Genomic DNA, 19,255 nt, shown 5'->3' with positions numbered 1-19,255 from the left:
TTTTACAATAAAAAAAGCAATAGCTTTGCTACTGCCTACTTACTTGCTTTGTTTAGCTATCTTGTGCTTAGCCATCCTCTCAGCATCAGCCTTAGACAATCCCTCTCTAATCATCTGGTAGGGAGTCTTTCCTTTGTTCTTGCTTTTGTCTTTCTTAGAGCTATGATTAGCCTCTACCTGTTTCTTGTTCATGCCTTAACCTCCTTTCTGTTAGCAGTAAATTCCTCAAATACATCAGCCCATCTCTGACCTGTTACAATCATTCCTACAGTAGACCTTGCTACAGCATGCCTCTCAGCTATCTCTCCCTGAGTCAATCCTTTATTAAAGTAAAGGTCTAAAATCTGTCTTACAGCTCCTGCTGATAGTTTGCTACTGTGCTTAGGTCTTACATCATCTTTGTTAAGGCTCTTAAACATCACAAACAGCCCTGTATAGCTCTCTCCTTTAAGTACTCTAGATATTGAGCCTATAGGCAAGTTAAAAGCCTCTGACAGCTCATCTAAGCTCTTTTCAGACTGATAAAAGCCCTCTAACATCCCATAAGCCTCATAAGCTGTAATCTTAGCCTCTAGAGGTCTCTCAGTTAGCCCAATAACATAAGCATGTACTGTGTTATCTGACTGACTTAAATACTCAAGATTGCTCAGCCTGTTATCTGTCTTAACTCCTGAGATATGGTTAATAGTCATGCCCTTAGCCATCTGCTCAATGTACTCCTTAGCATCTGCTAACATCATTACAATATGGTGGACTGAGACTGAATACTGCTTACCCTCATCCTTTGCTCTCAAGCTGTATACAGGGTAGCCATCAGCATTGTACTGCTCTTTCCTGATGCCTTTCCCTGACTGCTTAGCTATCCTTATTTCTCCTGCCTCAAGATTGTAGCTACTGCCCTCAAGCTCCATATGCTTATTAACTAGCTCTACTCTTTTGTGTAACTGCTCTACATTTAATCTTTCCATTCTCAATTCCCCCATAGTGTTTTCGGTGTCACAGTAGCTCTAAATAAAAAAGCAGAAGCTGTTAGTTAGCTACTGCCCTCTTTCTATACTTTTTAAGGTAGTTGGATACTGTAGTACCTGATGCTCCAAACTGCTTAGCAATCTCTCCATAAGTTAAGCCCTGCTCCCTTAGCTGTACCCATTGAATAACTACAGCCTCTGCATACTGCTTTTTAGGTCTTCCTGCTTTAGACTTCCCTTTTAGAGCCTTCTCCTTAATCTTAGCTAGCTCATCCTTTAGAATACTGTGCCTCTCAGCCAGCTCCTCTGGTAGCTTTACAATCTGATAAGGCTTGTACTCAATCCTGCTAACCTTGTTACCTGTAAAGACTGGATTAGGATACAGAGTGATAAAGTCTCCTCTGTAGTTAATGCCCAATTTCTCAGGCATCTTGTAAGCCTCCAAAGCCTCATACATTAAATCATCTAAGTAGTCCTCATATCTCTTTTGTGCCTCTTTTTTATACTTCTTTACTGACATCCTCAATCTCTCCTTAGGTTCTCTTTAGGTATTAAAAAAGAGAGGCATTAGCCTCCCCTTATTGCTCTAGTGAAAATACTTTATTAGCAAAGCTCATCAATACTACTGCCCCAATAACTTGTAGTACAATCATTGTAGTAGACCTCCCTGATAGTTATTCTATTAATTCTCTTTGTTCTCTCTCAGGTCTGTCTCCTCAGTCCCTACCTGTTAACTACTTAGATAGCTATGTCTGATGCTCTAAGCTGTTGTACATATGCCCTAACTACATACTCAAAGCCATATAGCTGTGTTTCCTGCCCTCTTTGTCCTAAGTGGATGCCTCTGTACTGTCTGTTTTGGTCTGCCTGAGCTACAATCTTTGTATCCAGTAGAATCTGCTTTACTCCTGCAAAAGAGAAAGTTAAGCTGTTACCAAAGCCCTCCATAGTAGCCTTAGTCTCATTCAGCTCTGATAGGCTTGTATTAGCTACTAAGTGATTATCTAAGCCCCTAAACATCATGCAAGCTCCTTTATGGACTGCAAAGAATGTTACAATTACCTCCTCAAGCTCTGATTTCATTGCTTTTTCTTTGCCTGTATTAACAGCCTTTTGTAGCTCAAGCTCCTCTACTAGATTGTTAATCTCTTGTTTGGCTAGTCTAGCCTCTCCCATATCAGTAAAGGTATTAAGAGCCTCTGTCTTAGTCTCAATAACAGCCTCAAGCTGTTTTACTGCCTCTACTCCCTCAGTCACTGTCTCCTCAATGCTCTCTACAAACTCACTAACTGCCTGACTAGCTCCAATAACCTCATTAACCTTAACTTCCATACCTTTAATCATTTCTTGTTTATCCATCATAATCTCCCCTTATAGTGTGTTTTTTTAAAGTTTGTCTAGCATTCTTAACAATGATGCAAGGTCTCTCTCATAGCCTGTAAAGACTTCTAAAGCATCTTTATGCTGTGTAGCTCTCTCCTCAATTACATCAGGCTTAAACTCAGCAGGCTTAATAGCTCCCTTAGTCTTTGTAACCACTCTGTTTCTCTCAACTATCCTCTCAATCTCCTCTAAATCAGGTTTACCATCAATGCTATGAACATCTATAAGCAGTTTCCTATACTCATCATCTGTCATAGGCTTAGCAGGAGGCTTAGGCTTAATGTTCTTGCCCTCTGAGTATTCATGTACTGCTTTCCCACTAAGAGCCTGTCTTGTACCTTGCTCCAATCTGTCTAACCTTACAGCCTTACTAACTACCTCAGTATCAGGATGAGCTGTATTGTTGTACATAGAGCAGAAAAGCATACCAAAGTAAGCCATTTCTCTAACAAATGCCTCATCTGAAATATCAGCCTGTACAAAGTTGTTAGGATTGCTTGCACTTTTCTTGTCTCCTCTGAATAAGTAAGGACTCTCCTCAATCATTACTCCTAACTGCTTAGAATCAAAGTATTTACTGATAGAGCCTAGCTCCCCTTTGATAATCCATCTTAAAGACCTTTGCTTTGCTGTCTGAAGGTTCATAACATCCTCAGCAGTCAATCCAGTAAACTCAATGAATAGTTGTTTATCCCTTGCATTGCCTGTTATTGCTGACTTATAAAGAACATCTACAAACTTATCTAATTGCTCCTCTGTCAATGTTCTGGAGGATAGGCTACTGAGGTCTAAGGGCTTTTCTGTCTCAGCCTCAAGCCTCTCTATTTCTTCCTCATAGTCCTCTTTATTATCTGAAATGTATTTCCTCAAAGCCCTGTCTGAGATGCCTACTGACTCTGCATACTGCTTTTGAGTTACCTGTGCTGTAACTTTCAAATAAGCAAATGCTAAAGCATGGTCTAGATTAGTAGAAGGGGTATTGCTCTCTAGATATTCTGCAATCAATTTCTCTGTATCCATCCTCTTTTTCCTCCAATACTTTTGTAAAATTCCTTTTATGTCATGCTCTTTTTTATATAAAAAACCTAGGGTATAGGTAGAAGGGAAAGAGGCATTTACTGTATGGCAGGTAGCCTAGTAACCTCTATCCCTTTCTCATCTATATATCTTTCTGTCACACCCTAACTAAAGTATCAGATAAACTTTTTTTACTTTCTTTTATAAATAAGTGTGCAGCCAATCATGTAATTTTTTATTTTTTTATCAGAAAATGCAGATTCATACTTTATTCCATCCCTGAGAGCTAGATGTATAGGTGGCAGAGCTAACAATGCTCTCCATTACATCCTGAGGAGGAATTAAAATGAGTGTGCAAAACTTAATGAATGAGGCAGAACAAAGAATCAAAGCTAAAGAGGTATTTACTGTAGTAGATGCTAATGGAGAGATTAGAGATGATGTAAAAGTCATTACTCCTTTAATGCAGGAGCAAGCCCAAAAGAAAAAAGAGATGGTAACTTATAAAAACAAGTCAGAGAATCCTTTCATCTTTACTGAGATGGATGGGGTTAAGTTTGTAGAGCTAACTACTTTAGAAAATAAGCAGTTAGGATATTTCTTAGTAATGCAGACATACATTGACTATGACAATATGTTGAGGGCTAAGGGAGCAAAGTTACCCATGAAACCTGTAGAGCTTAGAAAGGCTTTTAAAATTACAGATACAAGGACTTTCAATAAGATAATGGCTGTGTTTGAGGAGCTTGGGCTTATTTATAAAAAAGAGGTTGAAATGTATGGTAAGTCATATGAGGCTATCTTTGTTAATGATAAGTATTGCTTTAAGAAGGGCTTACAGGGAGATAATAAGAATAGAAAGACTGTTACTGCTGTAAAGATTTTTATTGATACCTTGCAGGAAGTCTTTGAGCAAAAGAAAGTAACAGCAGGAGATGTAGGCATTATCTATAAGGCTATTCAGTACCTGCATTACAATTCTAATGTATTGGCTCAGAATCCATCAGAAATGGATGAGGCTTTTGTACAGCCATTAGATATGGAGGAGTTTGCTGATGCTCTAGGAATGAGCAGACAAGGCATTCATAAGAAACTTATTGCACTTAAATATCCATGTACTTACAGAGAGCAAGAGGTAGAGCTTAAAGTATTTGCAAGGGTACAAGTGGGAAAACATACTTTCTTAAAGTTAAATCCTTTTGTAGCATGGAGAAAGGCAGGAGAGCCACCTGTAGAGTCATATATTGAATTTATCATGGAGTATAATAAGAGAACTAAATAAGGATAACTGAGGCAGGGCTGATGCTCTGTCTCTTCTTTCTGTTTAGTAATCCAAGTAAATCCAAGATGACATGTAAACCAAATTACATGTTTTTGTCTGTTCATGTAAACCAAATTACATGTTTTAAGGGGGTTTCTCTCTTATCTTACATAGAATAAAGAGCAAAACCTGTAGTCCCTCCTTACAGTCAGTCCTACCTACAATAATTAGTAGACCTGAGTAATATCTTTCTTAGCTACAATAACCTGCCCTTTCCTCAGTTAGTAGAGCAGTTAAGGCAGTTAGGGCAGTAGGCTTAGCCCTTAATCCTGTCCTGTTGTATATGCTCTTAGTTAATCCAGTTAGTTCTTATTAAGTATGTTTTGAGGATGCCATAGGCAGACTCTAGCCTGATAAGGCTAATATGGCTGTAATTACTGTTAAGTGCTTTACATCAGACAGCTCAGATACATGTAAGTAGTGTAGAGGGTTAGTAGCCCTTTGCAGTTAGTATCTCTGATAGGATATTAATTCTCTTTGTATTGGAGCAGTCAGGAGCTGTAACAGGCTTTTGTCTCTCCTTTACTTCTCCTTTAGGTTCTATTGTTTTAGGTTGACAGCCATTACTTTTGTAAGGTTCTTTTTAAAACTTAATTTCCTTATGGTGTACCTCTTGTCCTTAACTGGATGAGAGGCTCTTTTTTTTGCCATTTTTTAAGTAGGGGGGTACTGTCTGTACAGTTGGGGATAACTTTAGGGAGCAGTTAGGGTACTGGTTAGGTAGGTTAGTATTAAAGCCAGGGTAACAGTAAGACTGTATAGGAATCTGTAGGATGCTGATAGGGAGCAGTTAGGTAGCAGTTAATGAGCAGTAGATTGTACAAGATAGGATAACAGTAAGGATAATTACAGATAGGTATTACAGATAGGGAATGAGGTAGTTATGCACAGGTAGAGAGCTGTTTAGGCTTATTCTGTAGGGTAAATGTACATATTCTGCTTAGAGGCTTAAAAGTCCAACAAATGAGCCTAGTCCCTGCCCATCCTTTTTGTAAATACTTTAGCAGGATACAGTGTTAAAGAGTCTGCAAGCCTTGTCCTGTCTACATTTAAGGGGTATCCTCTGCCCTTGCCTCCTATGTACCTGAGAGGACTGTAAAGGAGCTGTAAGAGCCTCCCTGAGACCTGTACAATATGGGCAGATATTAAGCCTTTTGCTACCCTCCCTCCTGCTGTATGCACTGTTTAGGAAGGAAATGAGGCAGGTACCTACTTATAAGGCTGTTTGACAAGCTAATAAAGATATGCTTATCCCTGCTGTAGTTTATGCAAGATTGTACCCTTTCACAAACTTTCTAGAGCAGTTAATGAGGCTGAAAACCCCTCTACAATAGGCTTTGCATAGAATCATGTATAACTAATAATTATTGGTACATTGTGAAATGCTGTTATATCAGTGTTTATGCAAGTTATCAACTTCCAATAACTGTGATTATGTAAACTAACTTTGTATATACAATTCATTAACCTGCATATAGAGGGGTAGCTCTTGCAGTATGGGTAGTTACTGTAGCAGGTGGGGTATCAGACATAGGAGCAGGGCTACTATCTATACTGAGGTGGGCAGTAGCTAGGAGGCAGGGCTAACAGCAGGGAGCATCTACACAGGGCTAGGAGGTACAAGCAGGATGCTACACTGTCCTACTACATTGTCCTACCCATAGCCATAAGCCTAGCCTTACAGTAGTAGAGCTACAGCCTGAGCCAAGCCTTAACTATACCCTGAGTCATACAGCTACATAGATTGTACAAAGATACTGCTAAGCATTGTACTGCTACTGAATGTACTGATAAGCTAAGCCCTCAGTATAGCCTAGATTGCACAGTAGTCATAGCCTTAGACTTGTTAGTATTCATTGAGAGTATGACAGCTTACAAAGGAAGCATGAAAGCCTCAGCACTATTGACAGACTAAGACAAGTATGTATTGTAATGCTAACACTGTCCTAAGCTGATGCTAAGCAGTTGCAAAGCTGATACATAGTTAGTCCATACTGTCAATCAATCATAATACCTAGTAATTGTCAATGAAAACTTTAAGGAAATTTCACATGGGATACCATGGGGTTTGGGGTCAGACCTCCCTGCAAGAAGGCTACATAACATAGCTATTCCTATTTTTACAGGATGAGGGTAAGTAGCTAAGCTGTAAGCCTCTGTACAGCCCATACAAAGCCTTTTACTGTCTATAGTCATCCCAATACAGATAACAAAAACTCCTGAGCCTTACTACATCCCTATCAGTACCTTATCTATACTATTCCTTATCTGCCTATATGCTTTACCCAAGGTTCTAGACAGGTAGGTGGTACTCAGGAAAAGAGGCTATTTTAAAAATGGCAAAGTCTTATAAAATTTCTGTATCCTATTTTGTAGAATATCAGGAGGAAGATACAAAAAAAGAGAGCCTCATCAGCTCCCCTTTTACCAATGGTCATAATCAACTACAAGAAATGTCTCTAATTTTTCTAAGGTTGCTTTAAAAAACTCAAATCCCTCCTCTGACCATTCCCTATAATCTGTTGAACTAATCAACTCAAACATCTCATAGAAGTCAATTATTTCATTAGCATACCTATTCTCCATGTAAGCAATCTCATATTTAAACTTATCATAGTGGTCTGAAACAAAGTTATAACTGTCCTTAATATAATGACTCCTGAAAGTATGAATAAATTCATCATAGGTAAAATTTTTAATCATCTCTATTGGAAAATACTTCTCAGTTTTCTCCTTAAAGCCATCATAATTGTGACCAACCTCTTTTTTTATAAATCTGATTATTATTGTCATTGTCTTATCAAATTGTTCTTGCTTTTGCTCCTCTTGAGCCTCATTCTGAGCTTTAATCTCCATTCTAGTAGCTACAATACTGACAGCTCCACCTATAACAGCACCAATTAACCCCCAAAATGCATCTGCTTTTACAATTTCCATAATATCCAATCTCTATCACCCTACCAAAATATAACTTATTGACAGAAAATTTACAATAAAAAAAGAGAGGATTATACTCCCTCCCTAAACAGATTAGTACCCAAAGTTATTAGGATTAAACTAGCTCTCCATTTATATTTATTTTTTGCTGTCTCTCCAGTCTAATGTAGTCAATAGCTTATCTTTAGTTAATTGGATTACTTTTTTATCTTTTAATATCTTCTGAGTTTCCTCAGTGTACATTTCAATAATGTCAATGGCAATAAACACTTGTTTTGACATTGAGTTGTATAATTTGATAATTTGTTCAACAGCTTCTTTTTCAATATTCTTGAATAGGAAAGAGTCATGCATAATAAAAGGCATTTTAGTTAGTGTTAAAATAGCTAAGTCAAAAATTATTAAGTTGGTATATGCTTTCCCAGTACCTGTATTATCAAAAAACTCATATTCATATTTACTATAAGTTAAATTTAGTTCAGGTGCAGTTCTTTTGTCCTCATGAATTAAATCATTAATCTCTTTCAATTTAGTATTTATAACTTTGTTAATTTCTTTAACTATTTTTTCTTTTAACTCTTCAAGTTCACTCTTTTTGGTTTCAACATTCCCTTTGATTCCTGATAACTTTTTGTAATACTGATTTTCTAGTTGGAGGTTCTTTAGCCTTGATGACAATTCAATTAAGCTATCAATAAATACATTAATTTCTTCATCAGGATTTAATAACTGCTCTTGCTTTGTAATAGTTATATTTATTTCTTTCTCTAACTCATCTATTTTGTTTGCTAACTCTTTTTTTGCATTCTCTAACTCTTCAGTAAGAATAGAACTAATACCCTGGTGAAATGATTCTATATTCTGCAATTTTTCTAGATTTACATTTGGGAAAAATTCTAGGAGGGACTCAAACCCAGCATTTGCTGTTCTTTTTATAGTTCTTGTTGTCCTATTTAACCTAGAGATATAATATTCTCTTTCCTCTATGAGTTTTTTCTTTTCTTTTCTAATGTTAATCATTTCATCAGATACAATTTCTTTAATATCACCTGATGGACTATATACATTTTTCCCCAATCTCTCTATTTCTTTTAGAAGAGACTCAATATCTTTTTCATTTTTGGTAAACTCTTTTTTAGTAATCTTAGGAATGAATTTATGTTTTCCTGCACTGTTTAGGACCTTTTTTTGCTCTTCTAGGTTTTTTAACTCCTTATCATGCAGTTCAATAACATCATATTTGTTAAAAAGCTTAATCAAGTTTGTTACAGTTTGAATAAACTTTTCTTGTGGAAAGCTATGTAGGGGTTTTTTAACATTATAGTTTTCCTTCCCCCAAACTCTAGAGAAAGTACTAACTGCTGCTCTAAAGGTTAATTGGTCTGATTCTAGTCCATAGTGGAGCTTTAGTTCCTTTGTATAATCATTTATTGTAATTTCTTGTAGATTTTCATATTCTTTGTTGCTCCTATACACTATATCTGGTCTTTCTGTACCTCTAACAAAATGATATTCTTTGTTGTTGAATTTAAAAGTGGCTCCAAAATAATGATGTCCTAAGTTTGTTACAACATCACTATTATGAGAAGTATATGTATTTCCCCCAAAGATAAAATCCAAAATCATTAGTAAAGTTGATTTACCAATAGAGTTAGAGCCTTTATTATCACCTAATATTACATTTAAGCCCTCATGAAACTCTATAGTCTCCTCTGAAAATATTGCACTCTTAATCCTTATTAACATATGTAACTACTCCTTTATCAAAATCTACTTTAATTGCATCAAGTAGAAATAAAGCATCAAGTGCATAAATAAACTCATCTATTTCATCAAAGTAATCTTGTGTAGTAAAGAACAATTCCTTTACTGTCATTTCTTCCTTTGATAAACATTTAAGGATAATTGGCATTTTCCCAATAATTGACTCACTAAAACTAATTACCTTGTTAGGCACTATCATGAAAACACCTCACAATTTTGTACAAAAAAAGAAATAATAATTCCACAAGCACCCAAATTACTGTTGCCAGTCTTTTTTGAGAGCCACTCAGTAAGTTGCCCATAAATCACTTCTTGAGATGACTCAATTCTGCTTAGACTGATATAAAATGCACTTACTTGTGAGGCAATTGCATTAAATGACCTAGGGTATTGGCTATCTAGTTGAGCAAATTGCTCTTTAATATAATAATAGTATTCAGTTATTTCATTTCTTATCCTCATTTTTGTTATTCTTGCCAATGTCTCATTTGCTTTTTCTTCCAACTTTAGAGCATGCATTTCTAATGGTTTAAGTTCAGCCTCATTAAATTCCTCTACAAGCATTGTAATGACATCTTTTATTTCTGATTCAATTTGATAATCAACATATTTTGCTCTTGTCTCACTCTTAGACAATATGTTTTTCTTGATGCTTAATAACAACCTATACTCCCCAACTGTTCTAGGAGTATCAAATTTTGTATGGCAATCAGTACATAATGCAATATAATTTGTTAGGTTATTTACATCCTCATGTATTTTTTCCTCATTCTTTAATAATTCTTTTTCATCTTTTGAGGGATTAAGTGGATATATATGTGCACCTTCAAATAATTTATGTTTTTTTCCACCTTTTTCATACATAAGAGGTTTTGTGCATAAAGGACACATATTTTCAACTTCTGCTAGTAGTATTGCATTCTCATTTGGAGTAAGCTTCTTTCTATCAGGCATATAAATCATCACACCACCTTTATAACTACAGTACAATCTATAAATTATTCTACAAAAATTAACCAAATCCTCTTTTTTCCAACAGTATTATACAATAAATAAAGAGCTAGGCTGTCATACCTGCTCCTTAATCTTTCTATATTATGTAGCCTTACTTATCCCTGTAATATCAGTAATCCCCTTAACAGTATACTGTCTTGTATTGTACAGCTCAATTGCATAAGTTACTTTGTTCTTAACCTGCTCATTCTGTAGTCCTCCTACAACTGTCTCAAAAGTATAATCAAAATAACAACCCTTTTTTAATGAAGAAACAACAAAAAATCTCTAAGCATTAGCTCACAGACTTGAATACTAATCTTATTTATTTTTGGATTAACTTTTATTGCTTTCCAAAGCTCATTTAATATCTTGCCAATTGGGGCTATTTTGCTGTATACTTTTTTCTGTAATAAGAAACATATGTATGAAGGAATGGAATCCCATACTTTTGTTCAAACGTTTTAATCATGCTTTTTGGAGCAGCCGACCCTCCGCATAAAACAGCGCGAATGCTGCTCGTATCATAGCTGCCTTCTTCCAGCTCCTTCAATAATCCCAGCCAAATCGTCGGGACTCCTGCTGCAATTGTGACCTTCTCCGTTTCAATAAGCTCGGCCAAAATTTTCGGGGTGAAATAGGGTCCCGGCAAAACCATTTTAGTTCCAAACCAAACGCTGGCAAAAGGCATGCCCCAAGCATTTACATGGAACATTGGCACGACTGGAAGTGCCACATCCCGTTCGCTTACTGCCGTAGAATCGGCAAGCCCCAGTGCAATCGCATGCAGCAAAATCCCGCGGTGTGAGTAAACCACACCTTTTGGATTGCCGGTCGTGGCGGAAGTATAACATATGCCAGCTGGAGCATTTTCATCTAATTCTTGGATGAATGGCTGTTTTGGATTCCCTTCCGCTAATAATTTTTCATAATGATAAATAGGTGAAAGGGACGTTTCAGGCAGCTCCTCTTTATCCGTCATTATAATATATCCTTCCACCGTCGTTAACTCATCTTTAATCGATTCCAGCAGGGGGATGACATCGGGATCTATCAGTAATAATCGATCTTCCGCACTATTGACGATATAAGAGACATGTTGTGGGGACAGACGCATATTAATCGTATGTAGGACAGCACCATGACAAGGAATCGCAAAATAGGCTTCTAAATGCCGATGATGGTTCCAGGCAAGTGTTCCAATACGGTCACCTGTTTTAATACCGAATTTTTCAAGATTGCTTGTTAGCCTTCTTGTACGCTCAGCAATCTCGGCATATGTAAAAGTGTGAATACCACCATCCGTACGCGAAACTACCTCTTTCTTCGGAAAATATTTTTCAGCTCTCTCAATGATTTGAGTCATGATCAATGGAGTATCCATCATTACAATCTCCCCCTTATAATGAAAACGTCTTCATTATATATTCGACCAGAAAAAAAATAATCCTTTTTCCCTAGGAACGTTTTACAATTATTTTGAATCCAGCTTTATATTATAGATATTTTCACATAAGAAAGGGGAGCTCAATCAAACTTTCTTGCATCCGACAGTTAAATGAAGATTAACAAGACCATTCTTTTTAAACGTGCAATTTTTTATGTTTCTTTCTAGAAAAAAGAGGTAATAGTAAAGATACAATAATATTTAGAGGGAGCTCATGTATGGTAAACCAGATAAACGATGAACTAGAGGCTTATTGTTCGAGTGAATATTCAAAGCTATCACGGGTGATCGTCTGCGAACCTCGTTATATGGAGATTCGCGATATCATTAACGAAACACAAAAAGAGTTTAAGGAAGAGAACATCGATCAAGCACTTGCCTTGGAGCAACACGCCCGCTTTACAAAAGCACTTGAACATGAAGGCATTGAAGTCATTAAACTACCGCCTCAATCTACATATCCAGAACAAGTCTTTACTAGAGATATCGGTTTCACTCTTGGCAATACCGTATATGTCGCTGAGATGGCTACAGATATCCGGCAGGGTGAAGAACTTATATTGAAATCTTGGCTCGAAACGAATGATATCCCATTTTTCAACCTCCAAAAAAATCATATAGAGGGCGGGGATGTCATCATTGATGGTAAAACCATCTATATCGGAATCAGTAATAGAACGGATGAACCATCCATCAAGCATCTCCAAACGTTATTACCTGAATACGATATCATTGCGGTTCCTTTCATTGAAAAATTCCTTCATTTAGACTGCGTTTTCAATGTTATATCGCCAACAGAAGCGCTTATTTTTCCAGAGTCCTTTACAAAAAAAGAGTTGGATTTATTATCTTCTCGTTATGAGGTCATTGAAGTGACTAAAGAAGAACAATTCACATTAGGAACCAACGTGCTTTCCATTGGAAATAAAAAATTATTCAGTCTCCCATGTAATGAACAAGTAAATCGCCAACTTCGTGAACGTGGATATGAAATCATTGAAGTCGATATAAGCGAAATCATCAAGTCCGGAGGCTCGTTCCGTTGTTGCACCATGCCTTTATTGAGGACAAAGACTAAAACGACTGGACTAGCCTAGAGCTGAAGGGAAGATTTCACCGGACTGCTGTATGAAAGTCCGGTTTCTTTCTCCTTTTTTAAATAAGGTGTTATCAAACTTTCATATAGATTTTTTTATGGGAAATCACACATCTTTGGAACAGGAAGGATTAAGGGTTTAGTTCTTTTTTTAATGCCTCGATACCATCCATTACACTTTTTACATTTTCAACATCATTCAATCTGTTTCTTGCATGCAGCAAAACCGGTCTAACTGATTCCACCGAACGTCCAAACTCGTACATCCATTCATATCGAGGAACCATCCAAATATGAAAATGGTGGGTAGTATCCTCATTGTAAAAATAATAAACATGTTTTATCCCCAATATTTCCCTTTGAGCTTTTCTAATCTTGGATAATAAGTTTATGTAATCAATCTTTTCTGGTTCATTTAGTTCATCAAAGCACTTAATATGTCGTTTAGATGCTAAAATAACTAAACCTACAATGGGATATGCGACGTCTTGGTGAGCATGAAAATATTCAGATTCGACTATTACACCACCCTCGACTTCTACTTCCCCACTTGTCAAAGCACAGCTTAAACATTCAACTTCCACCGTTTTTCCATTAGATAAAGTAATTTCCCTCATAAGTCCCCCTAAAGATTACACCTTAAAAAGCCGGCTACGTTAAATAACTCTAACTCTGTTGATATTCGGGCACATGAGAGTTCTAAATACAATAAAAAGATGCTTGTCTGGAATTTTGAAAGTACGGATCTTCTCCTTTTCATTAATGCAGCAGTCTTAATAAAGTTTCAGAATCCTTTCTGTTTAACTGTACATACCGGTTATGTTCATCGCGCGTCAATTCAACCAAATGATTATCGGGATTAACCCAAACATAATAAACGGCTATTTTACCTTCATTTTTATCATCATTAAAATAAAAGATGAAATCCGCCTTGGGACGGCCCTTCTCCCACTTGAATTCGGTCCAATCAGCCTTCTCTATTATTTCTTTTGTTTTTTCTGTTCTTTCAACTTCTATCTTTTCTTTATATGCTTCGAATATATAGGTTTTACCTATATATTTTTGAATGGAGATATGTTCTTGCTTAGTTGAACAACCTGCAGTTAACGATATTGATAATAGGAAAAGTGCTAGTAGAAATGATTTCCTTTTCAATACATGTCATCTCCTTATACCTGGATGGATTAATTATCCAATTTATTTCATTATACTAGTCAACTTAAATGAGTAATAGGATTGTTTATTTATTATTAAGAAAATCGCAAAATCGTTTTAGCAACAAAAAAAACCCTCAAGCCTTTGACTTGAAAGTCCATGATTCCATATCCCTTGTGCATTCAGCCTGGATTCAACTAAACCAAACTGAAAATAGTTTCTCATTGATACCCAAATTGTACATATAATAGATTCCGAAAACCATGCTTATCACACCTGTCAACCGGATAAGTGAACGATTCACTTTTTTAGAAAAAGTACTTGTGACAAAGGGGATGCTTAAAATCGTCGTGAACAGAAGCATGCCTATGCATGTACCAACACCAAATATGATAATGTAGATCGCGCCCTGCCACGCTGCATCTATCGTACCCATTGTAAGAAGGACCATTGCGGCACTGCCGGCAAGTCCGTGGACAATTCCTACAAACATGGATTTCAGATAGGTAGCCCGCCCTGTATGATCATGTTGCGTATTATTCCAAGAAAAAATCGTCGTGACACCTAAATATACCAACATGATTCCCACAAGAAATTCCAATGACATTGCCCAGGCTTGCGGAATTTCATTTTTCAAAAGGATCAGGATGACACCGAACACCAATAAAGTAAGTGTGTGGCCAATTCCCCAAAATACGCCCGCAAGTGATGATTTCCATATTTTCTTGCTTTGGCTCGCAATTGTAGAAACGGCAATGATATGATCGGGTTCAAGGGCATGCTTGATCCCTAATACAAATCCAAACGCTAAAACCAACAATATATTCATTTCCATGAACCCCCTCTTTTCTAATATTTACGATAAAAAATGGCATCCTCGCGCAGGACCCTCCTTCGGAAGAGTTCCTCACAAACAGAAAATACTTTTTCAATCTGCTGGGTTTGATTGGCCAATACCCGCAGCATCAAACCGCGTATTGGCAGCCGGGAATAACCTATTCTAACATTGCATCTTAACGGGGAAAGCATTTCATCGAGTTCGGCCATGATTTCCCCATCCACCCCTTCATGTATCAATAATAATGAGCCGAAATGGCTATATCCCTCCAATAGTAGAACAGAGTCCATCTCGTCGGAAGGATTCAGAAGCAAGTTGTCCATGATCAGTCTTTTCCCATCAAGGAACACGTTCATTTTGGAGCGGATCCAATCATATGTAAATTCTGTCTTACTCTTTGACCAGCCCGGTGTAAAAATATCCGTCAGCAGCACCCCTGCTCCGCTGTCCATATGTATCGTCGTATCCTGAATATATCGAGCTGACTCATAAGCAATTATGGGGTCCTGCACATAGGTTAAGAAACTCCCCTTTTTTAATACCATATCGGTTTCCTGCCTTGCCGGCTCGCCCATCGTTTTGTATACCTTTGTCGCCGACTGTGTTGTCAAGGTCATTGTAGATCCTTCTTCCAAACAAAAAAGCTGATGGTACTTGTCACCACCGACATATCCGCCCCCAACATGAATGAGAAAATAAGTGGGTGCAAGTTCATCAAGAAACACTGGACGGGACAACTTGAATGCCCCGTCGGAATAACTATCCTTCACTATTGTACGTTCATTTTTCAGTATCGCCCTTAAGCGGATGCTGCCTGTCCAACTCACTGCTGAAGACCTACAAAAAACGCCTCTGACTTTATCCAGTTCACGACATCAATCAATCCCTTTTCGTCTTTTAAATTAGTAAAAAAGAAAGGTTTGTCCCCTCTTGTCCTTAATGTATCCCGTTTCATCACTTCCAGGCTTGCTCCTACATAAGGGGCCAAGTCCGTCTTATTAATGATGAATAAATCCGATTTAATCATTCCCTGGCCACCTTTTCGGGGGATTTTCTCCCCTTGTGCAACATCAATGATATAGATTGAAAAGTCAACGAGTTCAGGACTGAAGGTGGCAGCCAAATTATCACCGCCGCTTTCCACAAAAATCAAATCCAGTTCCGGATGGAGTTCCATCAATTCATCAATGGCCGCAAAATTCATCGAAGCGTCCTCACGTATCGCTGTATGCGGACAGCCGCCGGTTTCCACACCAATAATCCGATTTTCAGGAAGTACACCATTTTTCATTAAAAACAACGCATCTTCCTTTGTATATATATCATTCGTTACGACTGCCATGCTGAAGTCATTTTTCATTACCCGCGTCAACTTCTCGACAAGCATCGTTTTTCCAGCACCAACCGGTCCGCCTACACCAATTTTCACAACTTGTTTCATCTATAAACGATTTACCTCCATAGGAAGCAAACCTTTCACCTCTTTTCTAGTTAACTCATAAATAGTCTTACATGTAATTGTTCATGCCTCATTTGCGCGATTTCCAACCCCGGCAATGTCCTCCCGAGTTCATCCTCCGGAAGTCCTTTAATAAATCCTACGGCAGTCTGGATTTCCTCATGCGTCCATAACAACAAGGATTGTCCCGCTGTCTGACCCAAAGGGATTCCCCTTACTGCATTTTGGATTAGTGAGGAAACGGCTGCATACAAGCAGGCATGAATGGCCATTTCCACAGAAAGATTCAGTTCGGTACAAACAAGCGCAAATACAATGGCCGGATGTCCATAGCATTGTTTTCCATGGATTTTCTTCAAGTATGCCGATAATTCTTCAGATGGATATAAATTCGAGCATAGTTTAGCCATCTGCTGCCCAATTCTTTTGGAAGCTTCTCTGGATTCCCGGGCGGAACATGCAGCATAAAGCAACTCATCCAAATCCCATACGCTTTCAGCCCTATGACTTTTTATGAATTCATAAGCAAGTCGACAGCCCAGTCCATCTGTATAGGTTAATGATTTTGAAATGTATACCTTCAAAAACTCCTTTAATGAAGCTGCATCATGAATCTTCCCCTCTTGAATGTAAGTTTCCATCCCGAATGAATGGGAGAACGACCCAGATGGAAAATTGGAATCACAAAGCTGGATCAACGGAAACAAACGTTCAATCATGTGAATGGCCGATATGGCGGAATGCCTGCTTCACCTTTCTCTTTTCACGGCGAAACGGTATTTCCAGTTCCATCAAAAGCTCTTCAACTAAATAATCATATTGAACAAGCATTTCATCACCATCGAATTGGGCTGGTAAGTGGCGATTTCCCAATTGATGCGCTATATCACCCATCTGCCCTAGAGTCGTAGGCGAGATCGTTAAAATATCGTCATCTAGCGTTTGGATCACAATCATATTTTTATCATCCATATAAAGGATGTCTCCATCCATCAAACCCTTATTTTCTTTAAGGCGTATCCCAATTTCATTGCCATGATCCGTTTTAACCCTTAGAATCCGTTTTCTTAATGCATCGCTTTCCAGATAAACCTTTTCCATATGTTTTGCCTTTTTTTCAACAAACTCTATATTCCCCAAAATCTCTTCAACTATCATGCTATCACCTCAGAATAAAAAGTATCGTTGCGCCATAGGCAGGATATCCGCAGGCTCACACGTAATTAAATCCCCATCCACCGTCACTTCATATGTTTGCGGATCAACTTCTATGACGGGGGTCTCCCCGTTTAACTTCATATCTTTTTTTGTAAGATTGCGAATATTCGAGACAGTCTTCACTATTTTTTTCAAACCCAGGTCTTCATGAATTCCCGCTTCATATGACGCTTTTGATAGGAACGTAATCGACGTACTCGTAACTGCCTTTCCAAAACTTGCAAACATCGGGCGGTATAACACGGGTTGAGGCGTCGGAATCGAAGCATTTGGATCCCCCATCATACTGTGCGCGATCATGCCCCCTTTTAGGATCATGTCCGGTTTAACCCCGAAAAAGGCAGGATCCCATAGCACCAGATCTGCGAATTTCCCTTCTTCCACAGATCCGACGACTTCAGAAATCCCATGTGTAATTGCAGGATTTATCGTATATTTGGCAATATAACGCTTAACGCGGAAATTGTCCCCTTCCCCTGCCTCCTCCATCATTTTCCCACGCTGCTTTTTCATCTTATCGGCTGTCTGCCATGTTCGCAGTATGACTTCCCCTACACGCCCCATCGCTTGGGAATCAGAGCTGATCATGCTGAAGACACCCAGGTCATGCAGAATGTCTTCAGCGGCAATCGTCTCTTTTCTTATCCGGGAATCGGCAAAAGCGATATCTTCCGGAACGGATGGATCCAAATGATGGCATACCATCAGCATATCCAAATGCTCTTCCAACGTATTGATGGTGTATGGACGGGTTGGGTTCGTCGAGGACGGGAGTATATTCGGATAGCTAGCCGCCTTGATGATATCAGGGGCATGCCCCCCGCCCGCTCCCTCAGTATGATAGGTATGAATGACACGGCCGTCGATCGCTCTGATCGTATCCTCGACGAAACCACCTTCATTAAGCGTGTCTGAATGAATCGCCACTTGAACATCGTATTCCTCAGCCACCATTAAACTTGTATCGATCGCTGCAGCCGTCGTGCCCCAATCTTCATGTAACTTCAGCCCGATCGCACCAGCCTCTATCTGCTCAGCAAGCGGTTCTTTTGCCGAGGAATTGCCTTTGCCTAAAAAACCGAGGTTCATGGGGAAATGATCTGCAGCCTCGAGCATTTTATGTATATTCCAAGCACCCGGTGTACACGTCGTGGCGTTCGTTCCCGTTGCAGGTCCGGTTCCCCCGCCGATCATCGTCGTGATTCCGCTTGACAGCGCAGTCTCGATTTGCTGCGGGGCAATGAAATGGATGTGGGCATCAATACCTCCAGCGGTGACGATCTTTCCTTCAGCTGCAATTATTTCGGTAGCGGCCCCTATCACCATTGTCACCCCATCCATCAATAGGGGGTTTCCCGCTTTTCCGATCGCTGCGATATTTCCATCCTTCACGCCAATATCCGCTTTATAAATGCCGGTATAATCGATGATGATCGCGTTTGTGAATACAAGATCCATCACCTCATCTCTTGAAGCGGTCGGATGTTGGCCCATACCATCACGGATCACCTTACCCCCGCCAAACTTCACTTCATCTCCGTACTTGGTAAAATCCTTTTCCACTTCTATGAAAAGCTCGGTATCTGCCAATCTAATTAAATCTCCTGTTGTCGGACCAAACATGTCGGCATATTGCTTACGTGACATTTCATGACTCAT

General features: G+C 38.6%; 19 protein-coding genes and 1 pseudogene. 2 read left to right on the top strand and 18 right to left on the bottom strand.

Features of this window, described 5'->3' with window-relative positions; genetic code table 11:
* Nucleotides 1-39: 39 nt before the first annotated feature.
* From LQ203_RS12270 to LQ203_RS12250, 5 genes are all read right to left on the bottom strand, one after another.
* A complete protein-coding gene (locus tag LQ203_RS12270) occupies nt 40-192 on the bottom strand; it encodes a hypothetical protein (RefSeq protein ID WP_230158524.1) in 153 nt (50 codons plus the stop codon).
* Entirely contained in the window at nt 189-968 is a 780-nt protein-coding gene (locus LQ203_RS12265; RefSeq protein ID WP_230158516.1) for an HNH endonuclease, read from the bottom strand. Before LQ203_RS12265 ends, LQ203_RS12270 begins: the two co-directional genes overlap by 4 nt.
* Nucleotides 969-1,029: 61 nt before the next feature.
* Nucleotides 1,030-1,488: a helix-turn-helix domain-containing protein gene (locus tag LQ203_RS12260; protein WP_230158514.1), complete on the bottom strand. Its 459-nt coding sequence runs from the start codon at nt 1,486-1,488 to the stop codon at nt 1,030-1,032.
* A gap of 218 nt (nt 1,489-1,706) precedes the next feature.
* Nucleotides 1,707-2,327 (bottom strand): hypothetical protein, encoded by a 621-nt coding sequence (locus LQ203_RS12255; protein WP_230158512.1) that lies wholly within the window; start codon nt 2,325-2,327, stop codon nt 1,707-1,709.
* A 27-nt stretch (nt 2,328-2,354) separates the two neighbouring features.
* Nucleotides 2,355-3,371, bottom strand: coding sequence for a hypothetical protein (locus LQ203_RS12250; protein WP_230158510.1), 1,017 nt, complete (start codon nt 3,369-3,371; stop codon nt 2,355-2,357).
* Between the two features lie 343 nt (nt 3,372-3,714).
* On the opposite strand from LQ203_RS12250, the gene LQ203_RS12245 reads away from it, so the two are divergent.
* On the top strand, nt 3,715-4,650 hold the full coding sequence (locus LQ203_RS12245) for a hypothetical protein (protein ID WP_230158508.1): 936 nt from the start codon (nt 3,715-3,717) through the stop codon (nt 4,648-4,650).
* Between the two features lie 2,463 nt (nt 4,651-7,113).
* Here the strand turns inward: LQ203_RS12245 and LQ203_RS12240 are convergent.
* From LQ203_RS12240 to LQ203_RS12220, 5 genes and pseudogenes are all read right to left on the bottom strand, one after another.
* A complete protein-coding gene (locus tag LQ203_RS12240; protein ID WP_230158506.1) occupies nt 7,114-7,635 on the bottom strand; it encodes a hypothetical protein in 522 nt (173 codons plus the stop codon).
* Nucleotides 7,636-7,764: 129 nt separating this feature from the next.
* The gene (locus tag LQ203_RS12235) at nt 7,765-9,372 is read right to left on the bottom strand and encodes a DUF2326 domain-containing protein (protein WP_230158503.1); all 1,608 of its coding nucleotides are present in this window, start codon (nt 9,370-9,372) and stop codon (nt 7,765-7,767) included.
* Nucleotides 9,356-9,589, bottom strand: a complete 234-nt coding sequence (locus LQ203_RS12230; protein WP_230158501.1) for an ABC-three component system middle component 7 — start codon at nt 9,587-9,589, stop codon at nt 9,356-9,358. The genes LQ203_RS12235 and LQ203_RS12230 overlap by 17 nt, the downstream gene beginning before the upstream one ends.
* Nucleotides 9,586-10,344 (bottom strand): ABC-three component system protein, encoded by a 759-nt coding sequence (locus tag LQ203_RS12225; protein ID WP_230158499.1) that lies wholly within the window; start codon nt 10,342-10,344, stop codon nt 9,586-9,588. The genes LQ203_RS12230 and LQ203_RS12225 overlap by 4 nt, the downstream gene beginning before the upstream one ends.
* 460 nt (nt 10,345-10,804) lie before the next feature.
* Nucleotides 10,805-11,770: pseudogene (locus LQ203_RS12220) on the bottom strand (AMP-binding protein); the annotation flags it as partial.
* 278 nt (nt 11,771-12,048) lie between these two features.
* Here LQ203_RS12220 and LQ203_RS12215 point away from each other — a divergent pair.
* Nucleotides 12,049-12,927 (top strand): dimethylarginine dimethylaminohydrolase family protein, encoded by an 879-nt coding sequence (locus LQ203_RS12215; protein ID WP_230158497.1) that lies wholly within the window; start codon nt 12,049-12,051, stop codon nt 12,925-12,927.
* A gap of 130 nt (nt 12,928-13,057) precedes the next feature.
* Here LQ203_RS12215 and LQ203_RS12210 read toward each other — a convergent pair whose 3' ends face one another.
* The 8 genes from LQ203_RS12210 to ureC form a co-directional block, all read right to left on the bottom strand.
* Nucleotides 13,058-13,543, bottom strand: coding sequence for a diadenosine tetraphosphate hydrolase (locus LQ203_RS12210; RefSeq protein WP_230158489.1), 486 nt, complete (start codon nt 13,541-13,543; stop codon nt 13,058-13,060).
* 142 nt (nt 13,544-13,685) lie between these two features.
* Nucleotides 13,686-14,081, bottom strand: coding sequence for a hypothetical protein (locus LQ203_RS12205; RefSeq protein WP_230158487.1), 396 nt, complete (start codon nt 14,079-14,081; stop codon nt 13,686-13,688).
* Between the two features lie 193 nt (nt 14,082-14,274).
* Nucleotides 14,275-14,916 (bottom strand): sulfite exporter TauE/SafE family protein, encoded by a 642-nt coding sequence (locus LQ203_RS12200; protein WP_230158485.1) that lies wholly within the window; start codon nt 14,914-14,916, stop codon nt 14,275-14,277.
* Nucleotides 14,917-14,930: 14 nt separating this feature from the next.
* A complete protein-coding gene (locus tag LQ203_RS12195; protein WP_230158476.1) occupies nt 14,931-15,746 on the bottom strand; it encodes an urease accessory protein UreD in 816 nt (271 codons plus the stop codon).
* Nucleotides 15,743-16,360: an urease accessory protein UreG gene (ureG, locus tag LQ203_RS12190; RefSeq protein WP_230158474.1), complete on the bottom strand. Its 618-nt coding sequence runs from the start codon at nt 16,358-16,360 to the stop codon at nt 15,743-15,745. Before ureG ends, LQ203_RS12195 begins: the two co-directional genes overlap by 4 nt.
* Before the next feature lie 50 nt (nt 16,361-16,410).
* The gene (locus LQ203_RS12185; RefSeq protein ID WP_230158472.1) at nt 16,411-17,097 is read right to left on the bottom strand and encodes an urease accessory protein UreF; all 687 of its coding nucleotides are present in this window, start codon (nt 17,095-17,097) and stop codon (nt 16,411-16,413) included.
* Nucleotides 17,090-17,536, bottom strand: coding sequence for an urease accessory protein UreE (ureE, locus tag LQ203_RS12180; protein WP_230158470.1), 447 nt, complete (start codon nt 17,534-17,536; stop codon nt 17,090-17,092). The genes LQ203_RS12185 and ureE overlap by 8 nt, the downstream gene beginning before the upstream one ends.
* 9 nt (nt 17,537-17,545) lie before the next feature.
* Entirely contained in the window at nt 17,546-19,255 is a 1,710-nt protein-coding gene (gene ureC / locus LQ203_RS12175) for an urease subunit alpha (protein WP_230158468.1), read from the bottom strand.

Origin of the sequence: Peribacillus sp. Bi96, assembly GCF_918698115.1 — a bacterium.
Lineage (GTDB): Bacteria > Bacillota > Bacilli > Bacillales > DSM-1321 > Peribacillus.
The sequence above is the reverse complement of the archived record's forward strand: the minus strand, read 5'-3'. Positions and strand labels throughout refer to the sequence as shown.

Bases quoted from the DNA above. Each gene is read 5' to 3' on its own strand.
- LQ203_RS12265 (WP_230158516.1), bottom strand. From the start codon at position 968: ATGGAAAGATTAAATGTAGAGCAGTTACACAAAAGAGTAGAGCTAGTT.
- LQ203_RS12250 (WP_230158510.1), bottom strand. From the start codon at position 3,371: ATGGATACAGAGAAATTGATTGCAGAATATCTAGAGAGCAATACCCCT.
- LQ203_RS12210 (WP_230158489.1), bottom strand. From the start codon at position 13,543: ATGAGGGAAATTACTTTATCTAATGGAAAAACGGTGGAAGTTGAATGT.
- ureG (WP_230158474.1), bottom strand. From the start codon at position 16,360: ATGAAACAAGTTGTGAAAATTGGTGTAGGCGGACCGGTTGGTGCTGGA.
- LQ203_RS12200 (WP_230158485.1), bottom strand. From the start codon at position 14,916: ATGGAAATGAATATATTGTTGGTTTTAGCGTTTGGATTTGTATTAGGG.
- LQ203_RS12245 (WP_230158508.1), top strand. From the start codon at position 3,715: ATGAGTGTGCAAAACTTAATGAATGAGGCAGAACAAAGAATCAAAGCT.
- LQ203_RS12235 (WP_230158503.1), bottom strand. From the start codon at position 9,372: ATGTTAATAAGGATTAAGAGTGCAATATTTTCAGAGGAGACTATAGAG.
- LQ203_RS12260 (WP_230158514.1), bottom strand. From the start codon at position 1,488: ATGTCAGTAAAGAAGTATAAAAAAGAGGCACAAAAGAGATATGAGGAC.
- LQ203_RS12255 (WP_230158512.1), bottom strand. From the start codon at position 2,327: ATGGATAAACAAGAAATGATTAAAGGTATGGAAGTTAAGGTTAATGAG.
- ureE (WP_230158470.1), bottom strand. From the start codon at position 17,536: ATGATAGTTGAAGAGATTTTGGGGAATATAGAGTTTGTTGAAAAAAAG.
- LQ203_RS12225 (WP_230158499.1), bottom strand. From the start codon at position 10,344: ATGCCTGATAGAAAGAAGCTTACTCCAAATGAGAATGCAATACTACTA.
- LQ203_RS12270 (WP_230158524.1), bottom strand. From the start codon at position 192: ATGAACAAGAAACAGGTAGAGGCTAATCATAGCTCTAAGAAAGACAAA.
- LQ203_RS12215 (WP_230158497.1), top strand. From the start codon at position 12,049: ATGGTAAACCAGATAAACGATGAACTAGAGGCTTATTGTTCGAGTGAA.
- ureC (WP_230158468.1), bottom strand. From the start codon at position 19,255: ATGAGTCATGAAATGTCACGTAAGCAATATGCCGACATGTTTGGTCCG.
- LQ203_RS12185 (WP_230158472.1), bottom strand. From the start codon at position 17,097: ATGATTGAACGTTTGTTTCCGTTGATCCAGCTTTGTGATTCCAATTTT.
- LQ203_RS12230 (WP_230158501.1), bottom strand. From the start codon at position 9,589: ATGATAGTGCCTAACAAGGTAATTAGTTTTAGTGAGTCAATTATTGGG.